We start from the raw sequence: 19,513 nt of genomic DNA on the forward strand, positions 1-19,513 counted from the left end.
CTGCCGGGAAATTCGCGGCAGCAAGACAAAAGCTTCGGGGGGTATCAGGTGACGCTGTGGCGGATCTGGAATTGCTCTTGCGACCAGGTTTTCTGATCGAGTATTTCGCCGAGGATCTGCACCGCATCCCAGACCTCGGTGAAGCTGGTGTACAGCGGGGTGAAGCCGAACCGCATGATCCGCGGCTCGCGGTAATCGCCGATCACGCCACGGGCGATCAAGGCCTGGATCACCGCATAACCTTGAGGATGTTCGAAGCTGACATGGCTGCCACGTTTGGCGTGTTCGCGTGGAGTGACCAAGGTCAGCTCGTGAGCGGCGCAGCGCTGCTCGACCAACTGGATGAACAGGTCCGTCAGGGCCAAGGACTTGCTGCGCAGGCTGGCCATGTCGGTCTGGGCGAAAACATCCAGACCACACTCGACCATCGCCAATGAAGTGATGGGCTGGGTGCCGCACAAATAGCGGGCGATTCCGCTGCTCGGCTGGTAATGCGACTCCATGGCGAACTGCCGCGAATGACCGAACCAGCCGGACAGCGGTTGCGCCACCAGATCGCACAGCTCAGGGGAAACCCAGACGAAAGCTTGCGAGCCCGGACCGCCATTGAGGTACTTGTAGGTGCAACCGATGGCGTAGTCGGCGCGCGCCTGATGCAGATCGACCGGCACCGCCCCGGCGGAATGCGCCAAGTCCCAGATGGCCAGCGCGCCACATTCATGGGTCAGCGTGGTCAGGGCCTGCATGTCGTGCATGTAGCCGGTCTTGTAGTTGACGTGGGTGAGCATGACCACCGCAGTGTCCTGGTCAATCGCTTGCGGCAGCTCTTGCGGGCTGTCGACCAGACGCAGGGTGTAGCCCTGCTGCAGCATGTCCGCCAGACCTTCGGCGATATACAGGTCAGTCGGGAAGTTGCCGGTCTCGGTGACGATCACCCGCCGCGTCGGCGCCCGCGTGGCCTGCACGCGCAGGGCGGCGCTGAGCACTTTGAACAGGTTGATCGAGGTGGTGTCGGTCACCACCACTTCGCCGTCACCGGCGCCAATCAGCCCTCCCAGTCGATTGCCCAGACGTTCAGGCAGGTCGCGCCAGCCAGCGCTGTTCCAACTGCGGATCAGGCCATTGCCCCATTCCTCGGCGATCACTGCCTGAGCACGCGCCAGTGCTGCGACCGGGCGCGCGCCCAGGGAGTTGCCGTCGAGATAGATCACCCCTTCAGGGAGCGCAAACTGCTGACGCAGAGGGGCCAGAGCGTCCTGCGCATCGAGCGCCAGACAATCGTTTCTTGTAGTCATTGGGTGTCCTGCTTTTTGAAAGAAGTGCCGTCCGGGCAAATCGCGATAGTCGGGTGTGAGTGTCGTGTTTCAGGCGTTGTTTGCGCCTTCACGATGAGGAAATAATGAACGAAGCATTAGAGAATTTTCGTGCAAAGTAAGCGGCCATCTTGTATTTATCTCGAAGAAAATTCGAATCCAACTCCAAATATCGCGGATTTATTCTAGCCATGACTCTCGACTCGACAGACCTGCGGATCCTGCATCTCTTGCAACGGGACGGCCGCATCAGCAATCACGAAATGGCAGAGAAGGTCGCACTGTCGCCGTCGGCCTGTTTGCGCCGTTTACGCTTGCTGGAAAGTGAAGGAATCATCACCGGCTATCGCGCGATGCTGAACGCCGAAAAGTTGGGAGTCGAACTGGAAGCCATCGTCCATGTGTCATTGCGACAGGACGTCGAGGATTGGCACGAGACCTTCATCAAGAAGGTCCAGTTGTGGCCGGAGGTGGTCACCGCCTACGTGATTACCGGGGCGAGCAACTATGTGCTGCGGGTCCAGGCGCGCAACATCAAACACTTCTCCGACTTCATCGTCAACCAACTGAACCGCACGGCGGGGGTGACTGATATCCGCTCGGAAATCGTGTTGCAGAAAATCAAGGAGCAGGAGACGTTGCTTGATTTGGTAGTGCGTAAGTGAGCGCCAGTTAATGGATATCGATGGTCAGGTGATGAATTGTGGCGAGGGCGCTTGCTCCCGCTGGTGCACGAAGCGGTCCTGAAATTCTGGGCGGCGGAATACTCAGGCCCCGCGCATGCGCCGGGCTTCGTTACGCTGCAAGGTCATGCTGGGGGACTCGTCAAACAACTTGCGGTATTCGGCGCAAAAACGTCCGAGATGCGTAAAGCCCCAGCCCATGGCAATCGCGGAAATATTGCGCGCCGAGCCGTGTTCGAGGATTTCCTGGCGCACAGCGTTCAACCGGTACTTTTTCAGGTAGGCCATCGGCGACAGGGCGAAGTACTTCTTGAACGCCTCGAACAGCTTGAAACGCGAGACCCCGGCCGCGACCTCGATGTCCTCCAGGTGCAAGGCTTCGCGAGCATTGTCGTGAATGTATTGCTTGGCCCTGATCAGGTAGTGCGGCAGTTTCACGCCGAGCACGTTGCGCAATTCTTCGGAGTAGTTGTTCGGCTGGGCGAGGATCAAGCCTTTGATCAATGAGCTTTCGATGTCCCGAGTGAAGGCCACCTGTTCGTACAGTTCACTGCTGCGTTCCAGCTCCTCGATGAAATAACGCGCCATGCGCCACCACGAGGCCGACGTGCCGTCCACCGCATCCATCACCGGCTCGAAACACAGCGGCGTATCCAACGGTCGCTGCAGCATGCCTTCCAGCGACTCGCTCATGGCGACACGGGTGATCACCACCTGAACTTTGCGACAGTCCCCGGAGATCGCCAGCATCTGGTTCTCATTCGGGGAAATGATCACCCCTTGATCGCGGTTGGATTTCAACACGCTGCCGTTCTTGCTCAGTTCCTGCTCGCCCACCAAAGGCAAACTCAGGCTGTAACTGCTGAAGTGCTCGGCGTCTTCGATATCGATGGTGACATCGGTACCGTATGAGAGAGTGCCCAGGGTCGTGGCCATCGACTTGAACACATTGGCGCTGTGATGAAAGCGGATCCGCTCGGGCGTCGAAGTCTGGAGGCGGTGCGGCCCGCAGATACCCGACATCCAGTTCCTCGCACCCTCGAGGTCATAGTGATCGATACGAATGTCGCGAAACTGCGGATCAACGTTGCTACTCATCACGGCGCCCCCACGGCAAAGGCTATTGAACCACCGGCAAGGTCCGATCCTTGGCCATACGCATCCGGTAAAAGCCGAAGATGATCAACACCCACACCGGTATGGCGAAGACTGAAGCGCGTATACCTGGAATCATCAGCATGACGCAGACGATCATGGCCATGAAGGCCAGGCACAGGTAGTTGCTGAAGGGAAACCAGAACGACTTAAAGCCCGGAACGATGCCTTGCTGGCTCATGATTTTGCGAAACTTCAGGTGCGTCAGGCTGATCATCGCCCAGTTGATCATCAGCGATGCGACCACCAGTGCAAAGAGCAACTCAAGCGCTTCATGCGGGGCGAGGTAGTTGACCAGCACGGACAGCAGGGTGATCAACGCCGATACGCCCAGCGCCAGCAGAGGCACGCCCTGCTTGTTCAGTTTCATCAGCGCCTTGGGTGCGTCGCCCTGTTCGGCCAGGCCATAGAGCATGCGGCTGTTGCAGTAGACGCCACTGTTATAGACAGAGAGCGCAGCGGTGAGCACCACGAAATTGAGGATGTGCGCTGCTGTGTCGCTGCCGATCAAGGAGAAGATCTGCACGAACGGGCTGCCGCCATAGGCATCGCCCGAAGCGCCGAGTGTCTGTAGCAGTTGGTCCCACGGATACAACGACAGCAGCACGGTGAGCGCGCCGACGTAGAAGATCAGCACGCGATAAACCACCTGGTTGATCGCCTTGGGAATCACCTTTCCCGGCTCGCTGGCTTCAGCGGCGGTGATGCCGACCAGCTCCAGGCCGCCGAAGGAGAACATGATGAACGCCATCGCCATCAGCAGACCGCTGTAGCCGTTTGGGAAGAACCCGCCGTGGTCCCACAGATTGCTGACCGAGGCCTGCGGGCCGCCCGTTCCGCTGAACAGCATGTAGCAGCCCAGGGCGATCATGCCAATGATCGCTACGACCTTGATGATTGCGAACCAGAACTCCATCTCACCGAAGACTTTAACGTTCATCATATTGATCAAATTGACCAGGACGAAGAACACCGCCGCGCTGACCCAGGAGGGGACTTCCGGCCACCAGAACTGCACGTACTTGCCGACGGCCGTCAACTCGGCCATGCCCACCAGCACATACAGCACCCAGTAGTTCCAGCCGGACAGAAAGCCGGCATAGCCGCCCCAGTACTTGTGGGCAAAATGACTGAAGGAGCCGGCCACCGGTTCCTCGACAATCATCTCGCCCAGCTGGCGCATGATCAGAAAGGCGATGAATCCGGCAATCGCATAGCCGAGGATCATCGACGGCCCGGCCGACTTGAGCACGCCGGCAGAGCCGAGAAACAACCCGGTACCTATCGCGCCGCCCAATGCGATCAGCTGAATATGACGATTTTTCAGCCCTCGCTTGAGTTCGCCTTGTCGCAAGATTTCATCCGCCATCTGGTTACCTTCTAATTGTTATGGTCAGGCATGGTTTGAATGCGTCAATTTATTCAATTGCCGCCCGGTTTAAGCGTTCAGACATGACTCTCGGTAAATCAGAGCGTTGAGCGCACTCGCCACAACTCCGGGAACAGCACGGTATCGAGCATCTTGCGCAGATAACCGACACCTTCTGTGCCACCGGTCCCTGGTTGGAAGCCAATGATCCGCTCGACGGTGGTCACATGCCGGAAGCGCCATTGCCGGAACGAATCCTCAAGGTCGATGAGTTTCTCCGCCAACTGATAGAGATCCCAATAACGCGAAGGGTCCGTGTAGACCACGCGCCACGCTGCTTCGACCGACGCGTCATGCGCCGTCGGACGGGTCGGATCACGCTCGAAACGCTGTGGGTCGATGGTCAAGCCAGCGCTGGCCATCAAGCGAATCGCCTCGTCATACAGCGACGGTGTGGCGATCGCCTTTTCAAGCGCCTGCAACAGTTCCGGCCGATGCGCATGGGGGCGCAACAGGGTCGCGCTTTTGTTGCCCAGAATGAATTCGATCTCGCGGTACTGGAACGACTGAAAGCCCGATGACTGCCCCAGAAAGGGCCGTATCGCGTGGTACTCGGTGGGAGTCATGGTGGCCAGCACTGTCCAGGCATGCACCAGCTGATCAAAAATCCGCGAGACCCGCGCCAGCATCTTGAACGCGGGCGGCAACTCTCCCAGTCGAACGTGCTCACGGGCGGCATTGAGCTCGTGCAGCATCAGCTTCATCCACAGCTCCGAGGTCTGATGCTGGATGATGAACAGCATCTCGTTATGGTCCGGAGACAACGGGTGCTGTGCGCTGAGAATGCGCCCCAGATCCAGGTAGTCGCCGTAGCTCATGGAGTCGGAAAAATTCAGCTCGGCGTTATGCCATTCTTCCGTCTGGTTTGCAGGTGAATAGGGGCATTGGCTCATTGAGTCGGATCCTCAAGTTGCGGTTTGTTCAGTGGACGCAAAATTGCCCTGACCGGACTGGCGTCCAGATGGGCAAAACGCAGCGGCAGCGCGATCAATTCATAGTCCCCTTCCGGGACGTCATCGAGCACGATGCCCTCGAGGATAGCCATGCCATGTCGGGCCACGGCATTGTGCGAATCCATGGTTTTGGATTGCTGGGGGTCCAGCGACGGCGTATCGATACCGATCAAGCGCACACCGAGGCTCGCCAGCAGGTCGACGGTTTCTTTGGCGACTGCGGAGAAATCAGGATCCCAGGCGCTCAACGGCGCTTGTCGCCAGGTGCGCAGCAGCACCCGTTCAGGCAGGTCTTGCAAGCGACCTTCAAGCTGTTCGGGGTGCACCAGCCGGCCGCTGTTCAGGCAATGCAGCACACGGCAAGGCCCCATATAGACATCGAGCGACACATCGCCAATGGCCGCGCCATCAGCGCTGTAATGCAGCGGCGCGTCGACATGGGCCCCCGTGTGAGGCGACAGGGTGATACGCCCGACATTCACCGGACACTCTGGTCCGAAGCTCCACACGCGCTCTTCCTGAAAAGGTGTGTCACCCGGCCAGGTAGGTGTAGTGGTGCTCAACGGCGGGCTGATATCCCACCACGACAGTGTTGTTTTCATTGCAAAGCTCTCGGACTGTTCCGAGAGAATGATACGAGTGATACCTGTGAATTTTCTTGCGAAAATCTTCGGTAACGCCCAAATGTTTCGCACAAAATTCTAAAAAAACGGAATTTACCGGATGGAAATCTCAACGAGAAAAGCAGACAGCTAGAAAGCTGTTTTCATCCGTAAGGCGCTTTCGCGAGCAAGCCCGCGAAAGCGGTAAATCAGACGCCGAAGATCAACCAGCCACCCCCGCATCCGCCCTCAGCCCCTGCCCCTCGATCGCGCGGATCGCACATTGTTCGTCAACATCTGACAGATCCCCGCTGATGCCCACCGCCCCCAGCACAGTCCCGTCCTGATCCCGAACCAGCACGCCGCCCGGCACCGGGACGACGCTGCCCTGCCCCAGGCTATTCAGCGCGGCGAAGAACGCCGGGCGTTGTTGGGCGTCCTGTGCCAGCAGGCGTGAGCCCTTGCCCAGGGCGATCGCGCCCCAGGCCTTGCCGATGGCGATCTGCGGGCGCAGCAGGCTGGCGCCGTCTTCCCGTTGCAGCGTTATCAGGTGCCCGCCGGCATCCAGTACTGCAACGGTCAATGGCGCGGCAGAGATCGCCCGCCCCGCGGTGATGGCCTGATCGGCCAGGTTGACTGCGACTTTCAAGGTTAAAGCGCTCATGGTGCCGTCCTCATTTTGTTTTTCGGAAAGTCGGTGGACTGCGCCGTTGTGCCGCAGCCCGATGCAACAAATAGAACACAATGAATTATTTTTTTGTATACAATAATCATCGAAAGGCGCCACATGCGACGAAAAGCCACAGCAGAACCGGCTTCCGACGAATGAAACAAGCGCTTGAGAAAATGGATTGACCTGCGCCGTCCGCCGTGAATACACTCTGCGCAAAGCCACTTGTATACAATTACAAAACGTAAAGAGGCACAAAACCATGAGCAAAATGAGAGCAATCGAAGCCGCCGTTCTGGTGATGCGCCGTGAAGGGGTCGATACCGCTTTTGGCATCCCGGGTGCCGCCATCAACCCGCTGTACTCCGCCCTGCAAAAGGTCGGCGGCATCGATCACGTACTCGCTCGCCACGTTGAAGGCGCCTCGCACATGGCCGAGGGCTACACCCGCACCAAGGCCGGCAACATCGGCGTGTGCATCGGCACTTCCGGCCCTGCCGGTACCGACATGGTCACCGGGCTCTACAGCGCCTCGGCCGACTCGATTCCAATCCTCTGCATCACAGGGCAAGCACCCCGCGCCCGTATGCACAAGGAAGACTTCCAGGCTGTCGATATCACCACCATCGTCAAGCCAGTCACCAAGTGGTCGACCACCGTCATGGAACCGGGCCAGGTGCCTTACGCGTTCCAGAAGGCTTTCTATGAAATGCGCTCAGGCCGTCCAGGCCCGGTGCTGATCGACCTGCCGTTCGACGTGCAGATGGCCGAAATCGAATTCGACATCGACGCCTACCAGCCACTGCCATTGGCCAAGCCGAGCGCTACCCGCGTCCAGGTGGAAAAAGCCCTGGCCATGCTGGATCAGGCCGAGCGCCCGTTGCTGGTGGCCGGTGGCGGTATCATCAACGCCGACGCCGCCGATCTGCTGGTGGAGTTCGCCGAACTGACCGGTATTCCAGTGATCCCGACCCTGATGGGCTGGGGCGCCATCCCGGACGATCACCCGTTGATGGTGGGCATGGTTGGCTTGCAGACGTCGCACCGCTACGGCAACGCCACCATGCTCAAGTCCGACGTGGTTCTGGGCGTAGGCAACCGCTGGGCCAACCGTCACACCGGTTCCGTTGACGTGTACACCGAAGGCCGCAAGTTCATTCACGTTGATATCGAACCGACCCAGATCGGCCGCGTGTTCACCCCGGACCTGGGCATCGTTTCCGACGCTGCTGCCGCGCTGACCGTGTTCATCGAAGTCGCTCGCGAATGGCAAGCCGCCGGCAAGCTGAAGAACCGCAGCGCCTGGTTGCAAGACTGCCAGCAGCGTAAAGCCAGCCTGCAGCGCAAGACTCACTTCGACAACGTGCCGGTCAAGCCGCAACGCGTTTACGAAGAAATGAACCAGGTGTTCGGCAAAGACACCTGCTACGTCAGCACCATCGGTCTGTCGCAGATTGCCGGCGCGCAGTTCCTGCACGTCTACAAGCCGCGTCACTGGATCAACTGCGGTCAGGCAGGCCCTCTGGGCTGGACCATTCCGGCAGCACTGGGCGTGGTCAAGGCTGATCCGAACCGTAAAGTCGTGGCCCTGTCGGGGGACTATGACTTCCAGTTCATGATCGAAGAATTGGCAGTGGGCGCGCAGTTCAAGCTGCCGTACATTCATGTGGTGGTAAACAACTCGTACCTGGGTCTGATCCGTCAGGCGCAGCGCGGTTTCGACATGGATTACTGCGTACAGCTGTCGTTCGACAACCTGAACGCGCCGGAACTCAACGGCTACGGTGTGGACCACGTCGCAGTTGCCGAAGGCCTGGGCTGCAAGGCACTGCGTGTGTTCGAACCGGCTCAGATCCAGCCTGCCCTGCGCAAGGCCCAGGAGCTGATCGAAGAGTTCAAGGTTCCGGTGATCGTCGAGATCATCCTGGAGCGCGTGACCAACATTTCCATGGGTACCGAGATCAACGCCGTCAACGAATTCGAAGACCTGGCGCTGGTCGGCGACGACGCACCGACTGCGATTTCGTTGCTTGATTAACTTGTAGGATCGTTCCCACATCCTGTGGGAGCGAGCTTGCTCGCGATTGCGTACTGCCATTCAGCATCCATGTCGACTGACACACCGCTATCGCGAGCAAGCTCGCTCCCACAGGGATCCGGGAACGCTCACCATACATATTCAGGAGACCACCATGCCGCGTTTCGCAGCCAACCTGTCCATGCTGTTCACCGAACAGGATTTTCTCGCCCGTTTCGAAGCGGCCGCCAAAGCCGGCTTCAGTGGTGTCGAATACCTGTTCCCGTACGACTTCAGCTCCGCCGAAATCAAGGCCCAGCTCGATGCCAACGGTCTGACCCAAGTGCTGTTCAACCTGCCGGCCGGCGACTGGGCCAAGGGCGAGCGCGGTATCGCCTGTCTGCCGGACCGGGTCGAAGAGTTCCGTGCCGGTGTCGACCTGGCCATCGCTTACGCGCAAGTGCTGGGCAACACCCAGGTCAACTGCCTGGCCGGTATTCGTCCGCAGGGCTTTGACGATGCCACCGTGGAGAAAACCTTCGTCGCCAACCTCAAGTACGCGGCCGACAAGCTGCAAGCGGCGGGCATCAAACTGGTGATGGAAGCGATCAACACCCGTGACATTCCAGGTTTCTACCTGAACAACACGGCGCAAGCCCTGTCGATTCGCGAGCAGGTCGGCAGCGCCAACCTGTTCCTGCAATACGACATCTATCACATGCAAATCATGGAAGGCGATCTGGCCCGCACCCTGCAATCGCACCTGGGCGAGATCAACCACGTGCAGCTCGCGGACAACCCGGGGCGCAACGAACCAGGCACCGGTGAAATCAACTACCGCTTCCTGTTCGAACACCTGGACCGCATCGGTTACCAGGGCTGGGTCGGTTGCGAATACAAGCCGCTGACCACCACCGAAGCGGGCCTGGGCTGGCTCAAGACCCATAACGCAATCTGATGTAGATCCCTGTGGGAGCGAGCTTGCTCGCGATAGCGGTGGAACAGTCGACATCGATGCTGAATGTTATGGCCCCATCGCGAGCAAGCTCGCTCCCACAAAGAGCAGTACTCCCCTATTTGCTTGAAGCAGCAATAAAAACAAGAGGATTTTCTCATGGCTAAAATCGGATTTATCGGCACCGGCATCATGGGCCACCCAATGGCGTTGAACCTGCAGAAAGCCGGTCACAGCCTGTTCCTGTCGGCACACCACGACCCTGCGCCTGCCGACCTGGTCGCCGCTGGCGCCGTTGCCCTGGCGAACCCGAAGGAAGTCGCCCAGGAAGCCGAATTCATCATCGTCATGGTGCCGGATACCCCACAGGTCGATGACGTGCTGTTCCGCGCTGATGGCGTTGCCGCCGGTGTTGGCAAAGGCAAAGTGGTGATCGACATGAGCTCGATCTCGCCGACCGCCACCAAGGCTTTCGCAGCAAAGATCAACGAAAAAGGCGCGCAATACCTCGACGCCCCGGTCTCCGGCGGTGAAGTCGGCGCCAAGGCTGCGACCCTGAGCATCATGGTCGGCGGCGATGCCGACGCCTTCGAGCGCGCCCTGCCACTGTTCCAGGCCATGGGCAAGAACATCACCTTGGTCGGCGGCAACGGCGACGGTCAAACCGCCAAGGTGGCCAACCAGATCATCGTGGCCCTGAACATCCAGGCCGTGGCTGAAGCCCTGCTGTTCGCTTCGAAAAACGGTGCCGATCCGGCCAAGGTGCGTGAAGCACTGATGGGCGGTTTCGCGTCCTCCAAGATCCTCGAAGTGCATGGCGAGCGCATGATCAAGGGCACCTTCGATCCAGGCTTCCGCATCAGCCTGCACCAGAAGGACCTGAACCTGGCCCTGCAAGGCGCCAAGGAGCTGAACATCAACCTGCCGAACACCGCCAACACCCAGCAAGTGTTCAGCACCTGCGCGGCCATCGGTGGCAGCAACTGGGACCACTCGGCGCTGATCAAGGGCCTGGAACACATGGCGAACTTCTCGATTCGCGACAAGAAGTAAGCCCCTGCCCCATCCCCATGTGGGAGCGGGCCTGTGGCGAGGGGGCTTGCCCCCGTTGGGCTGCGAAGCAGCCCCAAAATCTCTAGTACACCAAAGATCTTGTGAGTGCTGCGCACTCAAACGGGGGCAAGCCCCCTCGCCACAGGGCCCGCTCCCACACTGGACCGAGTTGCCCTTCAAATAACAAGAATTCCGGGAGCCCGCCATGTCGGTCGATCCGCAACAATTGCTGCGCGAGCTGTTTGCCACAGCCATCGATGCGGCGCATCCGCAACAAGTCCTCGAAGCCCATTTGCCTGCCGACCGCAGCGGCCGCGTGATCGTCATTGGCGCCGGCAAAGCCGCAGCCGCCATGGCCCAGGTGGTCGAGCGCTGCTGGCAGGGTGAAGTGTCCGGCCTGGTGGTGACCCGCTACGGTCACGGCGCACCTTGCGAAAAAATCGAAGTGGTCGAAGCCGCACATCCGGTACCGGACGCTGCAGGTCTGGCGGTGGCCAAGCGTGTGCTGGAACTGGTCAGTGACCTGAACGAATCCGACCGCGTGATCTTCCTGCTCTCCGGCGGTGGCTCTGCCCTGCTGGCACTGCCGGCCGAAGGCATCACCCTGGCCGACAAGCAGTCAATCAACAAAGCCCTGCTCAAGTCCGGCGCCACCATCGGCGAGATGAACTGCGTGCGCAAGCACCTCTCGGCGATCAAGGGTGGGCGTCTGGGCAAAGCCTGCTGGCCTGCCACGGTTTATACCTATGCGATTTCCGATGTGCCGGGCGACCTCGCCACGGTCATCGCCTCCGGCCCTACCGTGGCCGACCCGAGCACGTCGGCCGAAGCGCTGGCGATCCTAAAACGCTACGCTATCGAGGTTCCGGCTTCGGTGCGCACCTGGCTGCAAAGCCCCGAATCGGAAACCGTCAAACCCGGCGACCCAAGTCTGGCACGCAGTCATTTCCAGTTGATCGCCCGCCCGCAGCAATCCCTTGAAGCGGCGGCGGTGAAATGCCGTCAGGCCGGGTTCAGTCCGCTGATCCTCGGCGACCTCGAAGGCGAATCCCGCGAGGTGGCGAAAGTCCACGCCGGCATCGCACGGCAGATCGTCCTGCACGGTCAGCCGCTGGCGGCGCCCTGCGTGATTCTCTCTGGCGGTGAAACCACCGTCACCGTGCGCGGCAATGGCCGTGGCGGGCGCAACGCCGAGTTCCTGCTCAGCCTGACCGACAGCCTCAAGGGCCTGCCCGGCGTCTATGCGCTGGCCGGTGACACCGACGGCATCGACGGTTCCGAAGACAACGCTGGCGCGATCATGACCCCGGACAGCTACGCCCGCGCCGCGGCAAAGGGCCTGAGCGCCAGCGACGAGTTGGATAACAACAACGGTTACGGCTACTTCGAGGCACTGGACGCCCTGATCGTCACCGAGCCGACCCGTACCAACGTCAACGACTTCCGCGCCATTCTGATCCTTGAGAGCACTAAACATGACGCCTGATAAAAAGGTCAAAATCCTCGCCACGCTCGGCCCGGCCATCGACGGCATCGATGCCATCCGTGAACTGGTGCTGGCCGGGGTCAACATCTTCCGCCTGAACTTCAGCCATGGCGATCATGCTGACCACGCCCAGCGTTTCCAGTGGATTCGTGAAGTCGAGCGTCAGCTCAATTATCCATTGGGCATCCTGATGGACCTGCAAGGCCCGAAACTGCGGGTCGGCAAGTTCGCCGAAGGCAAGGTGCAACTGGTCCGCGGCCAGGCCCTGCGCCTGGACCTCGATGCCACGCCGGGCGATGAGCGCCGGGTCAACCTGCCCCACCCGGAAATCATCGCCGCGCTGGAGCCGGGCATGGACCTGCTGCTGGACGATGGCAAATTGCGTCTGCGGGTGGTGACCAAGTACGCCGACGCCATCGACACCACCGTGCTCAATGGCGGCGAACTGTCGGACCGCAAAGGCGTGAACGTGCCACAAGCGGTGCTCGACCTGAGCCCGCTGACCGCCAAGGATCGCCGCGACTTGGCCTTCGGGCTGGAGTTGGGTGTGGACTGGGTGGCGCTGTCGTTCGTGCAACGTCCCGATGACATCCGCGAAGCCCGCACCCTGATCGGCGACAAGGCCTTCCTGATGGCCAAGATCGAGAAGCCCTCGGCCGTCGAGCAACTGCGCGAGATCGCCGAATTGAGCGACGCGATCATGGTCGCCCGGGGTGACTTGGGCGTGGAAGTGCCGGCCGAAAGCGTGCCGCAGATCCAGAAGAACATCATCAGCACCTGCCGCCAGCTCGGCAAACCGGTGGTGGTCGCCACTCAGATGCTGGAGTCGATGCGCTTCTCACCCGCGCCAACCCGCGCCGAAGTCACCGATGTGGCCAACGCCGTGGCCGAAGGTGCGGACGCGGTGATGCTGTCGGCGGAAACCGCATCCGGCGAATACCCGCTCGAAGCCGTGCAGATGATGAGCAAGATCATCCGCCAGGTGGAAAACGGTCCGGACTATCAGACTCAACTGGACGTCAGCCGGCCGAAAGCCGAGGCGACTGTTTCCGATGCGATCAGCTGCGCCATTCGCCGTATCAGCAACGTGTTGCCGGTGGCGGTGCTGGTCAACTACAGCGAGTCCGGTGCGTCGAGCCTGCGTGCGGCGCGGGAGCGGCCGACGGTGCCGATCCTCAACCTGACACCAAACCTGCAGACCGCCCGTCGCCTGAGCGTGGCGTGGGGTGTGCACTCGGTGGTCAACGACCGCCTGCGTCAGGTCGATGAAGTCTGCTCGACGGCACTGGAAATTGCCCAAGCCCAGGGCATGGCGCAGCGTGGCGACACACTGCTGATCACCGCAGGTGTGCCCTTTGGCCAGCCGGGGTCGACTAACTCTCTGCGTATCGAGACATTGATCTAGCGCCTGTACCGGCCTTATCGCGAGCAAGCTCGCTCCCACATTGGTTTTGTGTCGTTCACGGAACCAAGACTGAACAAAGATTCAGTGTGTGAGCGAGCTTGCTCGCGATGCAGGCAACCCGGTCCCACTGACTTTCAGACCTGCCATGCCTGCCAACCATTTCAACACCCACTGCCCCGACTGGGCCGAAGCCTTGCTCAACGGCTTCAGCCAGATCTTTCTCCAGCGCAATCCGCTGTGCGGCCTGCTGTGCGTCCTGGCCATTTTGTTCACGGCGCCCGCCTTGCTCGGCGGCGCCTTGCTCGGTGGTGTCGCCGGGCTGCTCACCGCGCAACGCCGAAACTATGCCAAGGCTGATCGTCAGGCCGGGTTGTTCAGCTACAACGGCGTGCTGCTCGGACTCTTACTGAGCCTGTATTTCCCCTGGTCGGCGATGATGCCGCCACTGATCCTGGCCGCCGGTGGCCTGAGCGCGATGGTCACCCAACAGTGGCTCAAGCGCGTCCGGTTCAGCCAATACCTGCCGGCCTACACCGCGCCCTTCGTTGGGCTGGGCTGGTTGCTGCTGTGCTTCGCCACGCCCTCGACAGAGCCGCACTTGATCGAAGTCAGCACCCTGAACATGCTCGCCGCGCCACTCAAAGGCCTCGGCCAGGTGATGTTCCTCAGTCATCCGCTGGCCGGTGCGATGATTGCCGCCGGTTTGCTGATCGCTGATCGCCGCGCATTCTGCTGGGCATTGTTGGCCTCAGTCGCGGGCATGGGCTGGAGCCTGCTGAACCACGATTTCTATACCGCACTGCTCGGCCTCGGTGGCTATAACGCCGTGCTGGCCGCCCTCGCCTTCAGCTCCCAGCGTCGCCAACCGTGGCTGCCGCTGGTTGGCATCGGCCTGGTGCTGTTGCTGACGCCGCTGTTTGCCGCCATCGGTCTGCCCACGCTGACCGCGCCGTTCATTCTTGCCGGCTGGCTGATTCGCAGCGTCGTGCAAATGCTCGGCAAAGCCACGGTCGAAAGCACGCCTTGCGCTACCGGGGAGAATCAACCTAGGCTGCGCTGATTTGCGGCCAAGGCGATGTGCATGATCAGCAACGACACGTGGCGAAATCGCCTGTACGTGATTATTTTCCAGACCGACACCGTCGCCGGTCGACGCTTCGACTCCACCCTGCTGCTGATCATCTTCGCCAGCCTGGTAGTAGTGATTCTGGACAGCATCGATGACGTTCACCAGCACTACGCCAGCCTGCTGGCGTACATCGAGTGGGGCTTCACGGTGATCTTCCTCGGCGAGTACATCCTGCGCCTGTACTGCTCGCCCAAGCCCCTGCGCTACGCCTTCAGTTTCTATGGGCTGGTGGACCTGCTGGCCATCGTGCCCGGCATCCTCGCGCTGTACTACAGCGATGCCCAGTACCTGCTGATCATCCGGGTGATCCGGATGCTGCGGATCTTCCGCGTGCTCAAGCTCGGCCCGTACCTCAAGCAAGCTCATTACCTGCTCGATGCCCTGCGTGGCAGCAAGCAGAAGATCCTTGTGTTCCTGCTCAGCGTCTGCACCCTGGTGACGGTGTTCGGCACCCTGATGTATGTGGTCGAGGGCCCGCAACATGGCTTCACCAGCATTCCCAAGGGCATTTACTGGGCTATCGTGACGTTGACCACCGTCGGTTACGGCGACATCGTGCCCAAGACCGCACTGGGCCAGGTCATCTCGTCGATGGTGATGATCACCGGTTACTCGATCATCGCCGTGCCCACCGGGATCTTCACCGCCGAACTGGCCACGGCGATGCGTGGCGGCCAGTTGCAGCACGACTGCCCGGTGTGTGCGAAAAACAGCCACGAACAGGAAGCGTCGTTCTGTTCCCGTTGCGGTAATGCGCTGTTCAGGAAACGGGAATAAGCAAAGAGCTTTTTAATCTTTAAAGGACTATACGAGCCCAGTTATAGTCGCTGGCAAATTGCCCCACTTTTAATAGAACAAGGAATGCGCAGTGAAAAAACTCTTTGGCGCCTCGCTTATCGCCGCTGGCCTGGCCCTGGGCAACATCGCCCAGGCTGCACCGACCCTGCTCAACGTTTCCTACGACGTGATGCGCGATTTCTACAAGGACTACAACACTGCGTTCCAGAAACACTGGCAAGCCGAGCATAACGAAAACATCACCCTGCAAATGTCCTTCGGCGGCTCCAGCAAACAGGCGCGTTCGGTCATCGACGGCTTGCCGGCCGACGTCATCACCATGAACATGGCCACCGACATCAACGCCCTGGCGGACAACGGCAAACTGGTCCCGGACAACTGGGTCACGCGCCTGCCGAACAACAGCGCGCCGTTCACCTCGGCCACCGTGTTCATCGTGCGCAAGGGCAACCCGAAAGCCCTGAAAGACTGGCCGGACCTGCTCAAGGACGGCGTTCAGGTCATCGTGCCAAACCCGAAAACCTCCGGTAACGGTCGCTATACCTACCTCTCGGCCTGGGGCTACGTGCTGAAAAACGGCGGCGACGAGAACAAGGCCAAAGACTTCGTCGGCAAACTGTTCAAGCAAGCGCCGGTACTCGACACCGGTGGCCGTGCCGCCACCACCACCTTCATGACCAACCAGATCGGCGACGTGCTGGTGACCTTTGAAAACGAAGCGGAAATGATCGCCCGCGAGTTCGGTCGTGATCAGTTCGAAGTCATCTACCCAAGCGTTTCCGCCGAAGCCGAACCACCGGTGTCGGTGGTCGACAAGACCGTCGACAAAAAAGGCACCCGTGCAGCGGCCGAGGAATACCTGAAGTACTTGTGGTCGCCGGAAGGTCAGGAAATTGCCGCGGCAAACTACCTGCGCCCGCGTGACCCAGCCGTGCTGGCCAAGTACACCGACCGTTTCCCGAAAGTAGACTTCCTGTCGGTCGAGAAGACCTTCGGCGACTGGCGCACCGTGCAGAAGACCCACTTCAATGATGGCGGGGTTTTCGACCAGATCTACAGCGGCAAGTAATCGACTGAAACACTGCAACTTCTATGGGAGCGAGCTTGCTCGCGATGACAATTGAACAGTCAGCATCGTCGTTGACTGCCATTACGCTATCGCGAGCAAGCTCGCTCCCACAGGTTCTGCGACCTCCCGCTACATCGGCGGCGTCACGCCATCCTTGCCCGCCGAAATGGATTGGGCGGTGAGCGTGCCGTCAGCGCCCTGCGTCACAAAGGTCACGATCTTCACGAACAAGATGTAAGTGAATGTATCATTCACCCTCGATGTTCTGACGCAAGACACACACGTTCGTCAGTCATTCCGCAATGGAATGATTGCTATCACTCCAATCCCACTTCCGCCGTTTCAGTCAGCCCATTAGCCTGCGCGCATTCCTTTCCGTACAGCGAGACCCGTTATGAACCCAGCGACCCAGGTGCCCCACGGCACCGCGACAATGACCCGAGGCATGGTGCTGCTGTTCGCCTTCTGCTGCGGCGCCATTGTCGCCAATATCTACTACGCCCAGCCGATCATCGGCCTGATCGCGCCGGACATTGGCCTGACCAACACCATGGCCAGCCTGATCGTTTCCTTGACTCAGATCGGCTATGCGCTGGGACTGTTTTTCCTGGTGCCGCTGGGGGATCTGTTGGAGAACCGCCGGTTGATGATCATCACCACGCTGGTGGCAATTGTCAGCCTGCTAGGTGCGGCGTTTACCGATCAGCCGAACGTGTTTTTGCTGATTTCGCTGTTGGTGGTGTTCAGTTCGGTTTCGGTGCAAATCCTCATTCCGTTGGCCGCGCACCTGGCACCGGAAGAAACCCGTGGTCGTGTGGTGGGCGGGATCATGGGTGGGTTGTTGCTCGGCATTCTGCTGGCCCGACCGGTGTCCAGCGTGGTAGCCGACCACTTCGGCTGGCGGGCGATGTTTGTGATTGCCGCGGTGTTGATGGCGGCCATCAGCATCGTGCTGGCCGTGACCATTCCCAAGCGTGAGCCTGATCACAGCGCCTCCTATGGCCAGTTGCTGGGCTCTCTGTGGACGCTTTTGCGCAAGCAACCGGTCCTGCGCCAGCGTGCGTTTTACCAAGGCTGCATGTTTGCCACCTTCAGCCTGTTCTGGACCGCCGTGCCGCTGGAACTGGCGCGCAATCACGGTTTGTCGCAAAGCGAGATCGCGATCTTCGCCCTGGTCGGGGCCATCGGCGCCATTGCTGCCCCGATCGCCGGTCGCCTGGCCGATGCCGGACACACCCGCATCGCATCGTTGCTGGCCCTGCTGTTTGCCAGCCTGAGTTTCATGCCGGCGTTTATCCATCCGGTCTACAGCGTTATCGGCCTGGCGGTGACCGGCGTGGTGCTCGACTTCTGCGTGCAGATGAACATGGTCCTCGGCCAGCGTGCGGTCTACGCCCTCGACGGCAAAAGCCGCAGCCGCCTGAATGCGCTGTACATGACCAGCATCTTCATCGGCGGCGCCTTCGGCTCTTCGGTGGCCAGCGCGGTGTACGAACACGGCGGCTGGTTGTGGATCGTGATCGTCGGCAGCGCGTTTCCGCTGTTGGCGTTGTTGCGGTTCCTGAGTGTTTCGCAGAAGGCTTCGCTGGCGACGGCGTAAGCCTCAAAACCCGGTCGGATCGCCGCCCGGAGCAGGCTCGCTCCCACAGTGGATCGGCCGTTCAACAAGGCCGGCGAGGAGCAATCGGTCATCGTCAGCGGCCGGATCCGCGTCAATGCCGCCGAAGGCCTGCGAGAAGCCGTGCTGGCCCACCAAGGGCTGGCCATGGCCTCGCAATGGATGTTCGCGCCTGAACTGGCTGACGGTTCGGTTCGGGAAGTGATGAAGGACTGGGCACTGCCGGACCTGGATTTGTGGGCGGTTTTCCCTACGGGGAGAATGGCCAGTGCCAAGGCTCGGGCGTTCGTCGAGTATGTGCAGGGGTTGTTGGCCAGGAAGGCCTGACAGGTAGCCGGGAGTTACTCGTCAATGCAGACCAGCAACCGTTCGACCGTTTGCTCAAGCGGCCCTGAGTTGTCGAGCACGTGCACGGCCGGGTCCTCCGCCAGCAATTGCTCGCTGAATCTGGCATTGCGTGCCAACCGCTGGTCGATCTCGATCGGCGATTCCCGCCCGCGTTCCAGCAAGCGCTGGCGCAGTACTGCCTGATCCACAGTCAACAACAGCACCAACGCGTTCGGATAGCGCAGGCGCGTGTTCTGCAAATGCCCGCGAGAGCCATTGATCAGCACGTCCTGCCCGGCGGCCAGCCAATCGTCGATTTCCCGCGGGATGCCATAGGACAACCCGTTGGCGTGCCAGCTCAGGGCAAACGCGCCCTGGGCCTCCATTTCGGCGAACTGCTGTTCACTGACGCCCAGCGCCGCTTCGCCCACGGCTTCCGCCGAGCGCGTGATGACCCGCCGCACGACGCGGCAGCCTCGTTCGGCCAACCGTGTACGCGCGGCATCCAGCAGGCTGTCCTTGCCCGAACCTGAAGGCCCGATGAGATAGATCAACCTGCCCGCCATCAAACCACCCTCTTCATTTTTCGACCTGTTTACCGGCCCCACGACAGACCGTCCTGATTGCGCTTGCGCCAGATCAGCCCACAGGCCCCGCGTATGATCCATCACCGACACAGGTTGCACCAGCGGGTTTTCCAACGGGTCACGGTTACGCTGAGGGTGTCCTCGCAGCGCAGGTCAATCCGGCGTTGGAGGCTGTGGGTGCTTGGCTTGCCTGCGATGGCGGAGTGTTTTTTACCGGTGTACATATCCGTTTCTGCGGTCACGGCCATTTAGGGTTCCGCCCTT

Annotated in this window: 18 protein-coding genes and 2 pseudogenes; 11 read left to right on the forward strand and 9 right to left on the reverse strand. The window is 60.4% G+C overall.

The window, feature by feature from the left end; all coding sequences use genetic code 11:
- Positions 1-44: 44 nt before the first annotated feature.
- Positions 45-1,295, reverse strand: a complete 1,251-nt coding sequence (kynU, locus tag AC1RDQ_RS23825; protein WP_492588300.1) for a kynureninase — start codon at positions 1,293-1,295, stop codon at positions 45-47.
- A 209-nt stretch (positions 1,296-1,504) separates the two neighbouring features.
- Between kynU and AC1RDQ_RS23830 the strand changes: the two genes are divergently transcribed.
- Complete coding sequence (locus AC1RDQ_RS23830) at positions 1,505-1,978, forward strand: Lrp/AsnC family transcriptional regulator (RefSeq protein WP_057398413.1); 474 nt, start codon at positions 1,505-1,507, stop codon at positions 1,976-1,978.
- 102 nt (positions 1,979-2,080) lie between these two features.
- Here the strand turns inward: AC1RDQ_RS23830 and AC1RDQ_RS23835 are convergent, their stop codons facing one another.
- The 5 genes from AC1RDQ_RS23835 to AC1RDQ_RS23855 form a co-directional block, all read right to left on the reverse strand.
- Entirely contained in the window at positions 2,081-3,094 is a 1,014-nt protein-coding gene (locus tag AC1RDQ_RS23835; protein ID WP_492588301.1) for an AraC family transcriptional regulator, read from the reverse strand.
- A gap of 22 nt (positions 3,095-3,116) precedes the next feature.
- Positions 3,117-4,520, reverse strand: coding sequence for an amino acid permease (locus tag AC1RDQ_RS23840; protein ID WP_492588303.1), 1,404 nt, complete (start codon positions 4,518-4,520; stop codon positions 3,117-3,119).
- A gap of 98 nt (positions 4,521-4,618) precedes the next feature.
- A complete protein-coding gene (gene kynA / locus AC1RDQ_RS23845; RefSeq protein ID WP_492588305.1) occupies positions 4,619-5,473 on the reverse strand; it encodes a tryptophan 2,3-dioxygenase in 855 nt (284 codons plus the stop codon).
- Entirely contained in the window at positions 5,470-6,135 is a 666-nt protein-coding gene (kynB, locus tag AC1RDQ_RS23850; protein ID WP_407515218.1) for an arylformamidase, read from the reverse strand. Before kynB ends, kynA begins: the two co-directional genes overlap by 4 nt.
- A 223-nt stretch (positions 6,136-6,358) precedes the next feature.
- Positions 6,359-6,799: a GlcG/HbpS family heme-binding protein gene (locus tag AC1RDQ_RS23855; RefSeq protein WP_019648137.1), complete on the reverse strand. Its 441-nt coding sequence runs from the start codon at positions 6,797-6,799 to the stop codon at positions 6,359-6,361.
- Positions 6,800-7,067: 268 nt separating this feature from the next.
- Between AC1RDQ_RS23855 and gcl the strand changes: the two genes are divergently transcribed.
- The 8 genes from gcl to AC1RDQ_RS23895 all read left to right on the forward strand — a co-directional run bounded on the left by gcl (position 7,068) and on the right by AC1RDQ_RS23895 (position 16,717).
- Complete coding sequence (gcl, locus tag AC1RDQ_RS23860; protein ID WP_057715848.1) at positions 7,068-8,843, forward strand: glyoxylate carboligase; 1,776 nt, start codon at positions 7,068-7,070, stop codon at positions 8,841-8,843.
- 154 nt (positions 8,844-8,997) lie between these two features.
- Positions 8,998-9,780 (forward strand): hydroxypyruvate isomerase, encoded by a 783-nt coding sequence (gene hyi, locus AC1RDQ_RS23865; RefSeq protein WP_090453874.1) that lies wholly within the window; start codon positions 8,998-9,000, stop codon positions 9,778-9,780.
- A gap of 156 nt (positions 9,781-9,936) precedes the next feature.
- A complete protein-coding gene (locus tag AC1RDQ_RS23870; protein ID WP_057715850.1) occupies positions 9,937-10,830 on the forward strand; it encodes a 2-hydroxy-3-oxopropionate reductase in 894 nt (297 codons plus the stop codon).
- A 205-nt stretch (positions 10,831-11,035) separates the two neighbouring features.
- Positions 11,036-12,316, forward strand: a complete 1,281-nt coding sequence (locus AC1RDQ_RS23875) for a glycerate kinase type-2 family protein (protein ID WP_007971416.1) — start codon at positions 11,036-11,038, stop codon at positions 12,314-12,316.
- Positions 12,306-13,721, forward strand: coding sequence for a pyruvate kinase (gene pyk, locus AC1RDQ_RS23880; protein WP_090453871.1), 1,416 nt, complete (start codon positions 12,306-12,308; stop codon positions 13,719-13,721). The genes AC1RDQ_RS23875 and pyk overlap by 11 nt, the downstream gene beginning before the upstream one ends.
- A gap of 145 nt (positions 13,722-13,866) precedes the next feature.
- On the forward strand, positions 13,867-14,781 hold the full coding sequence (locus tag AC1RDQ_RS23885; protein WP_492588306.1) for an urea transporter: 915 nt from the start codon (positions 13,867-13,869) through the stop codon (positions 14,779-14,781).
- Between the two features lie 21 nt (positions 14,782-14,802).
- Complete coding sequence (locus tag AC1RDQ_RS23890) at positions 14,803-15,627, forward strand: ion transporter (RefSeq protein WP_492588307.1); 825 nt, start codon at positions 14,803-14,805, stop codon at positions 15,625-15,627.
- A 91-nt stretch (positions 15,628-15,718) separates the two neighbouring features.
- Entirely contained in the window at positions 15,719-16,717 is a 999-nt protein-coding gene (locus tag AC1RDQ_RS23895) for a sulfate ABC transporter substrate-binding protein (RefSeq protein WP_102669706.1), read from the forward strand.
- Between the two features lie 129 nt (positions 16,718-16,846).
- Here AC1RDQ_RS23895 and AC1RDQ_RS23900 read toward each other — a convergent pair.
- Positions 16,847-16,942: pseudogene (locus AC1RDQ_RS23900) on the reverse strand (hypothetical protein); the annotation flags it as partial.
- Between the two features lie 169 nt (positions 16,943-17,111).
- Here AC1RDQ_RS23900 and AC1RDQ_RS23905 point away from each other — a divergent pair.
- Both AC1RDQ_RS23905 and AC1RDQ_RS23910 read left to right on the forward strand, forming a co-directional pair.
- Positions 17,112-18,317, forward strand: a complete 1,206-nt coding sequence (locus AC1RDQ_RS23905) for an MFS transporter (RefSeq protein WP_492588308.1) — start codon at positions 17,112-17,114, stop codon at positions 18,315-18,317.
- 60 nt (positions 18,318-18,377) lie between these two features.
- A pseudogene (locus AC1RDQ_RS23910) lies at positions 18,378-18,662 on the forward strand (LysR substrate-binding domain-containing protein); the annotation flags it as partial.
- Between the two features lie 14 nt (positions 18,663-18,676).
- On the opposite strand, the gene phnN reads toward AC1RDQ_RS23910, so the two are convergent.
- A complete protein-coding gene (gene phnN, locus AC1RDQ_RS23915; protein WP_492588309.1) occupies positions 18,677-19,228 on the reverse strand; it encodes a phosphonate metabolism protein/1,5-bisphosphokinase (PRPP-forming) PhnN in 552 nt (183 codons plus the stop codon).
- Between the two features lie 101 nt (positions 19,229-19,329).
- A complete protein-coding gene (locus AC1RDQ_RS23920; protein ID WP_492588310.1) occupies positions 19,330-19,497 on the reverse strand; it encodes a hypothetical protein in 168 nt (55 codons plus the stop codon).
- Positions 19,498-19,513 lie beyond the last annotated feature (16 nt).

The organism is Pseudomonas sp. GW823-FHT02E01 (genome assembly GCF_058797535.1).

Coding starts and splice junctions, on each gene's coding strand:
- AC1RDQ_RS23920 (WP_492588310.1), bottom strand. CDS start 19,497: ATGGCCGTGACCGCAGAAACGGATATGTACACCGGTAAAAAACACTCC.
- AC1RDQ_RS23830 (WP_057398413.1), top strand. CDS start 1,505: ATGACTCTCGACTCGACAGACCTGCGGATCCTGCATCTCTTGCAACGG.
- AC1RDQ_RS23870 (WP_057715850.1), top strand. CDS start 9,937: ATGGCTAAAATCGGATTTATCGGCACCGGCATCATGGGCCACCCAATG.
- pyk (WP_090453871.1), top strand. CDS start 12,306: ATGACGCCTGATAAAAAGGTCAAAATCCTCGCCACGCTCGGCCCGGCC.
- AC1RDQ_RS23855 (WP_019648137.1), bottom strand. CDS start 6,799: ATGAGCGCTTTAACCTTGAAAGTCGCAGTCAACCTGGCCGATCAGGCC.
- AC1RDQ_RS23875 (WP_007971416.1), top strand. CDS start 11,036: ATGTCGGTCGATCCGCAACAATTGCTGCGCGAGCTGTTTGCCACAGCC.
- kynU (WP_492588300.1), bottom strand. CDS start 1,295: ATGACTACAAGAAACGATTGTCTGGCGCTCGATGCGCAGGACGCTCTG.
- kynB (WP_407515218.1), bottom strand. CDS start 6,135: ATGAAAACAACACTGTCGTGGTGGGATATCAGCCCGCCGTTGAGCACC.
- gcl (WP_057715848.1), top strand. CDS start 7,068: ATGAGCAAAATGAGAGCAATCGAAGCCGCCGTTCTGGTGATGCGCCGT.
- AC1RDQ_RS23890 (WP_492588307.1), top strand. CDS start 14,803: ATGATCAGCAACGACACGTGGCGAAATCGCCTGTACGTGATTATTTTC.
- hyi (WP_090453874.1), top strand. CDS start 8,998: ATGCCGCGTTTCGCAGCCAACCTGTCCATGCTGTTCACCGAACAGGAT.
- phnN (WP_492588309.1), bottom strand. CDS start 19,228: ATGGCGGGCAGGTTGATCTATCTCATCGGGCCTTCAGGTTCGGGCAAG.
- AC1RDQ_RS23885 (WP_492588306.1), top strand. CDS start 13,867: ATGCCTGCCAACCATTTCAACACCCACTGCCCCGACTGGGCCGAAGCC.
- AC1RDQ_RS23840 (WP_492588303.1), bottom strand. CDS start 4,520: ATGGCGGATGAAATCTTGCGACAAGGCGAACTCAAGCGAGGGCTGAAA.
- AC1RDQ_RS23835 (WP_492588301.1), bottom strand. CDS start 3,094: ATGAGTAGCAACGTTGATCCGCAGTTTCGCGACATTCGTATCGATCAC.
- AC1RDQ_RS23905 (WP_492588308.1), top strand. CDS start 17,112: ATGAACCCAGCGACCCAGGTGCCCCACGGCACCGCGACAATGACCCGA.
- kynA (WP_492588305.1), bottom strand. CDS start 5,473: ATGAGCCAATGCCCCTATTCACCTGCAAACCAGACGGAAGAATGGCAT.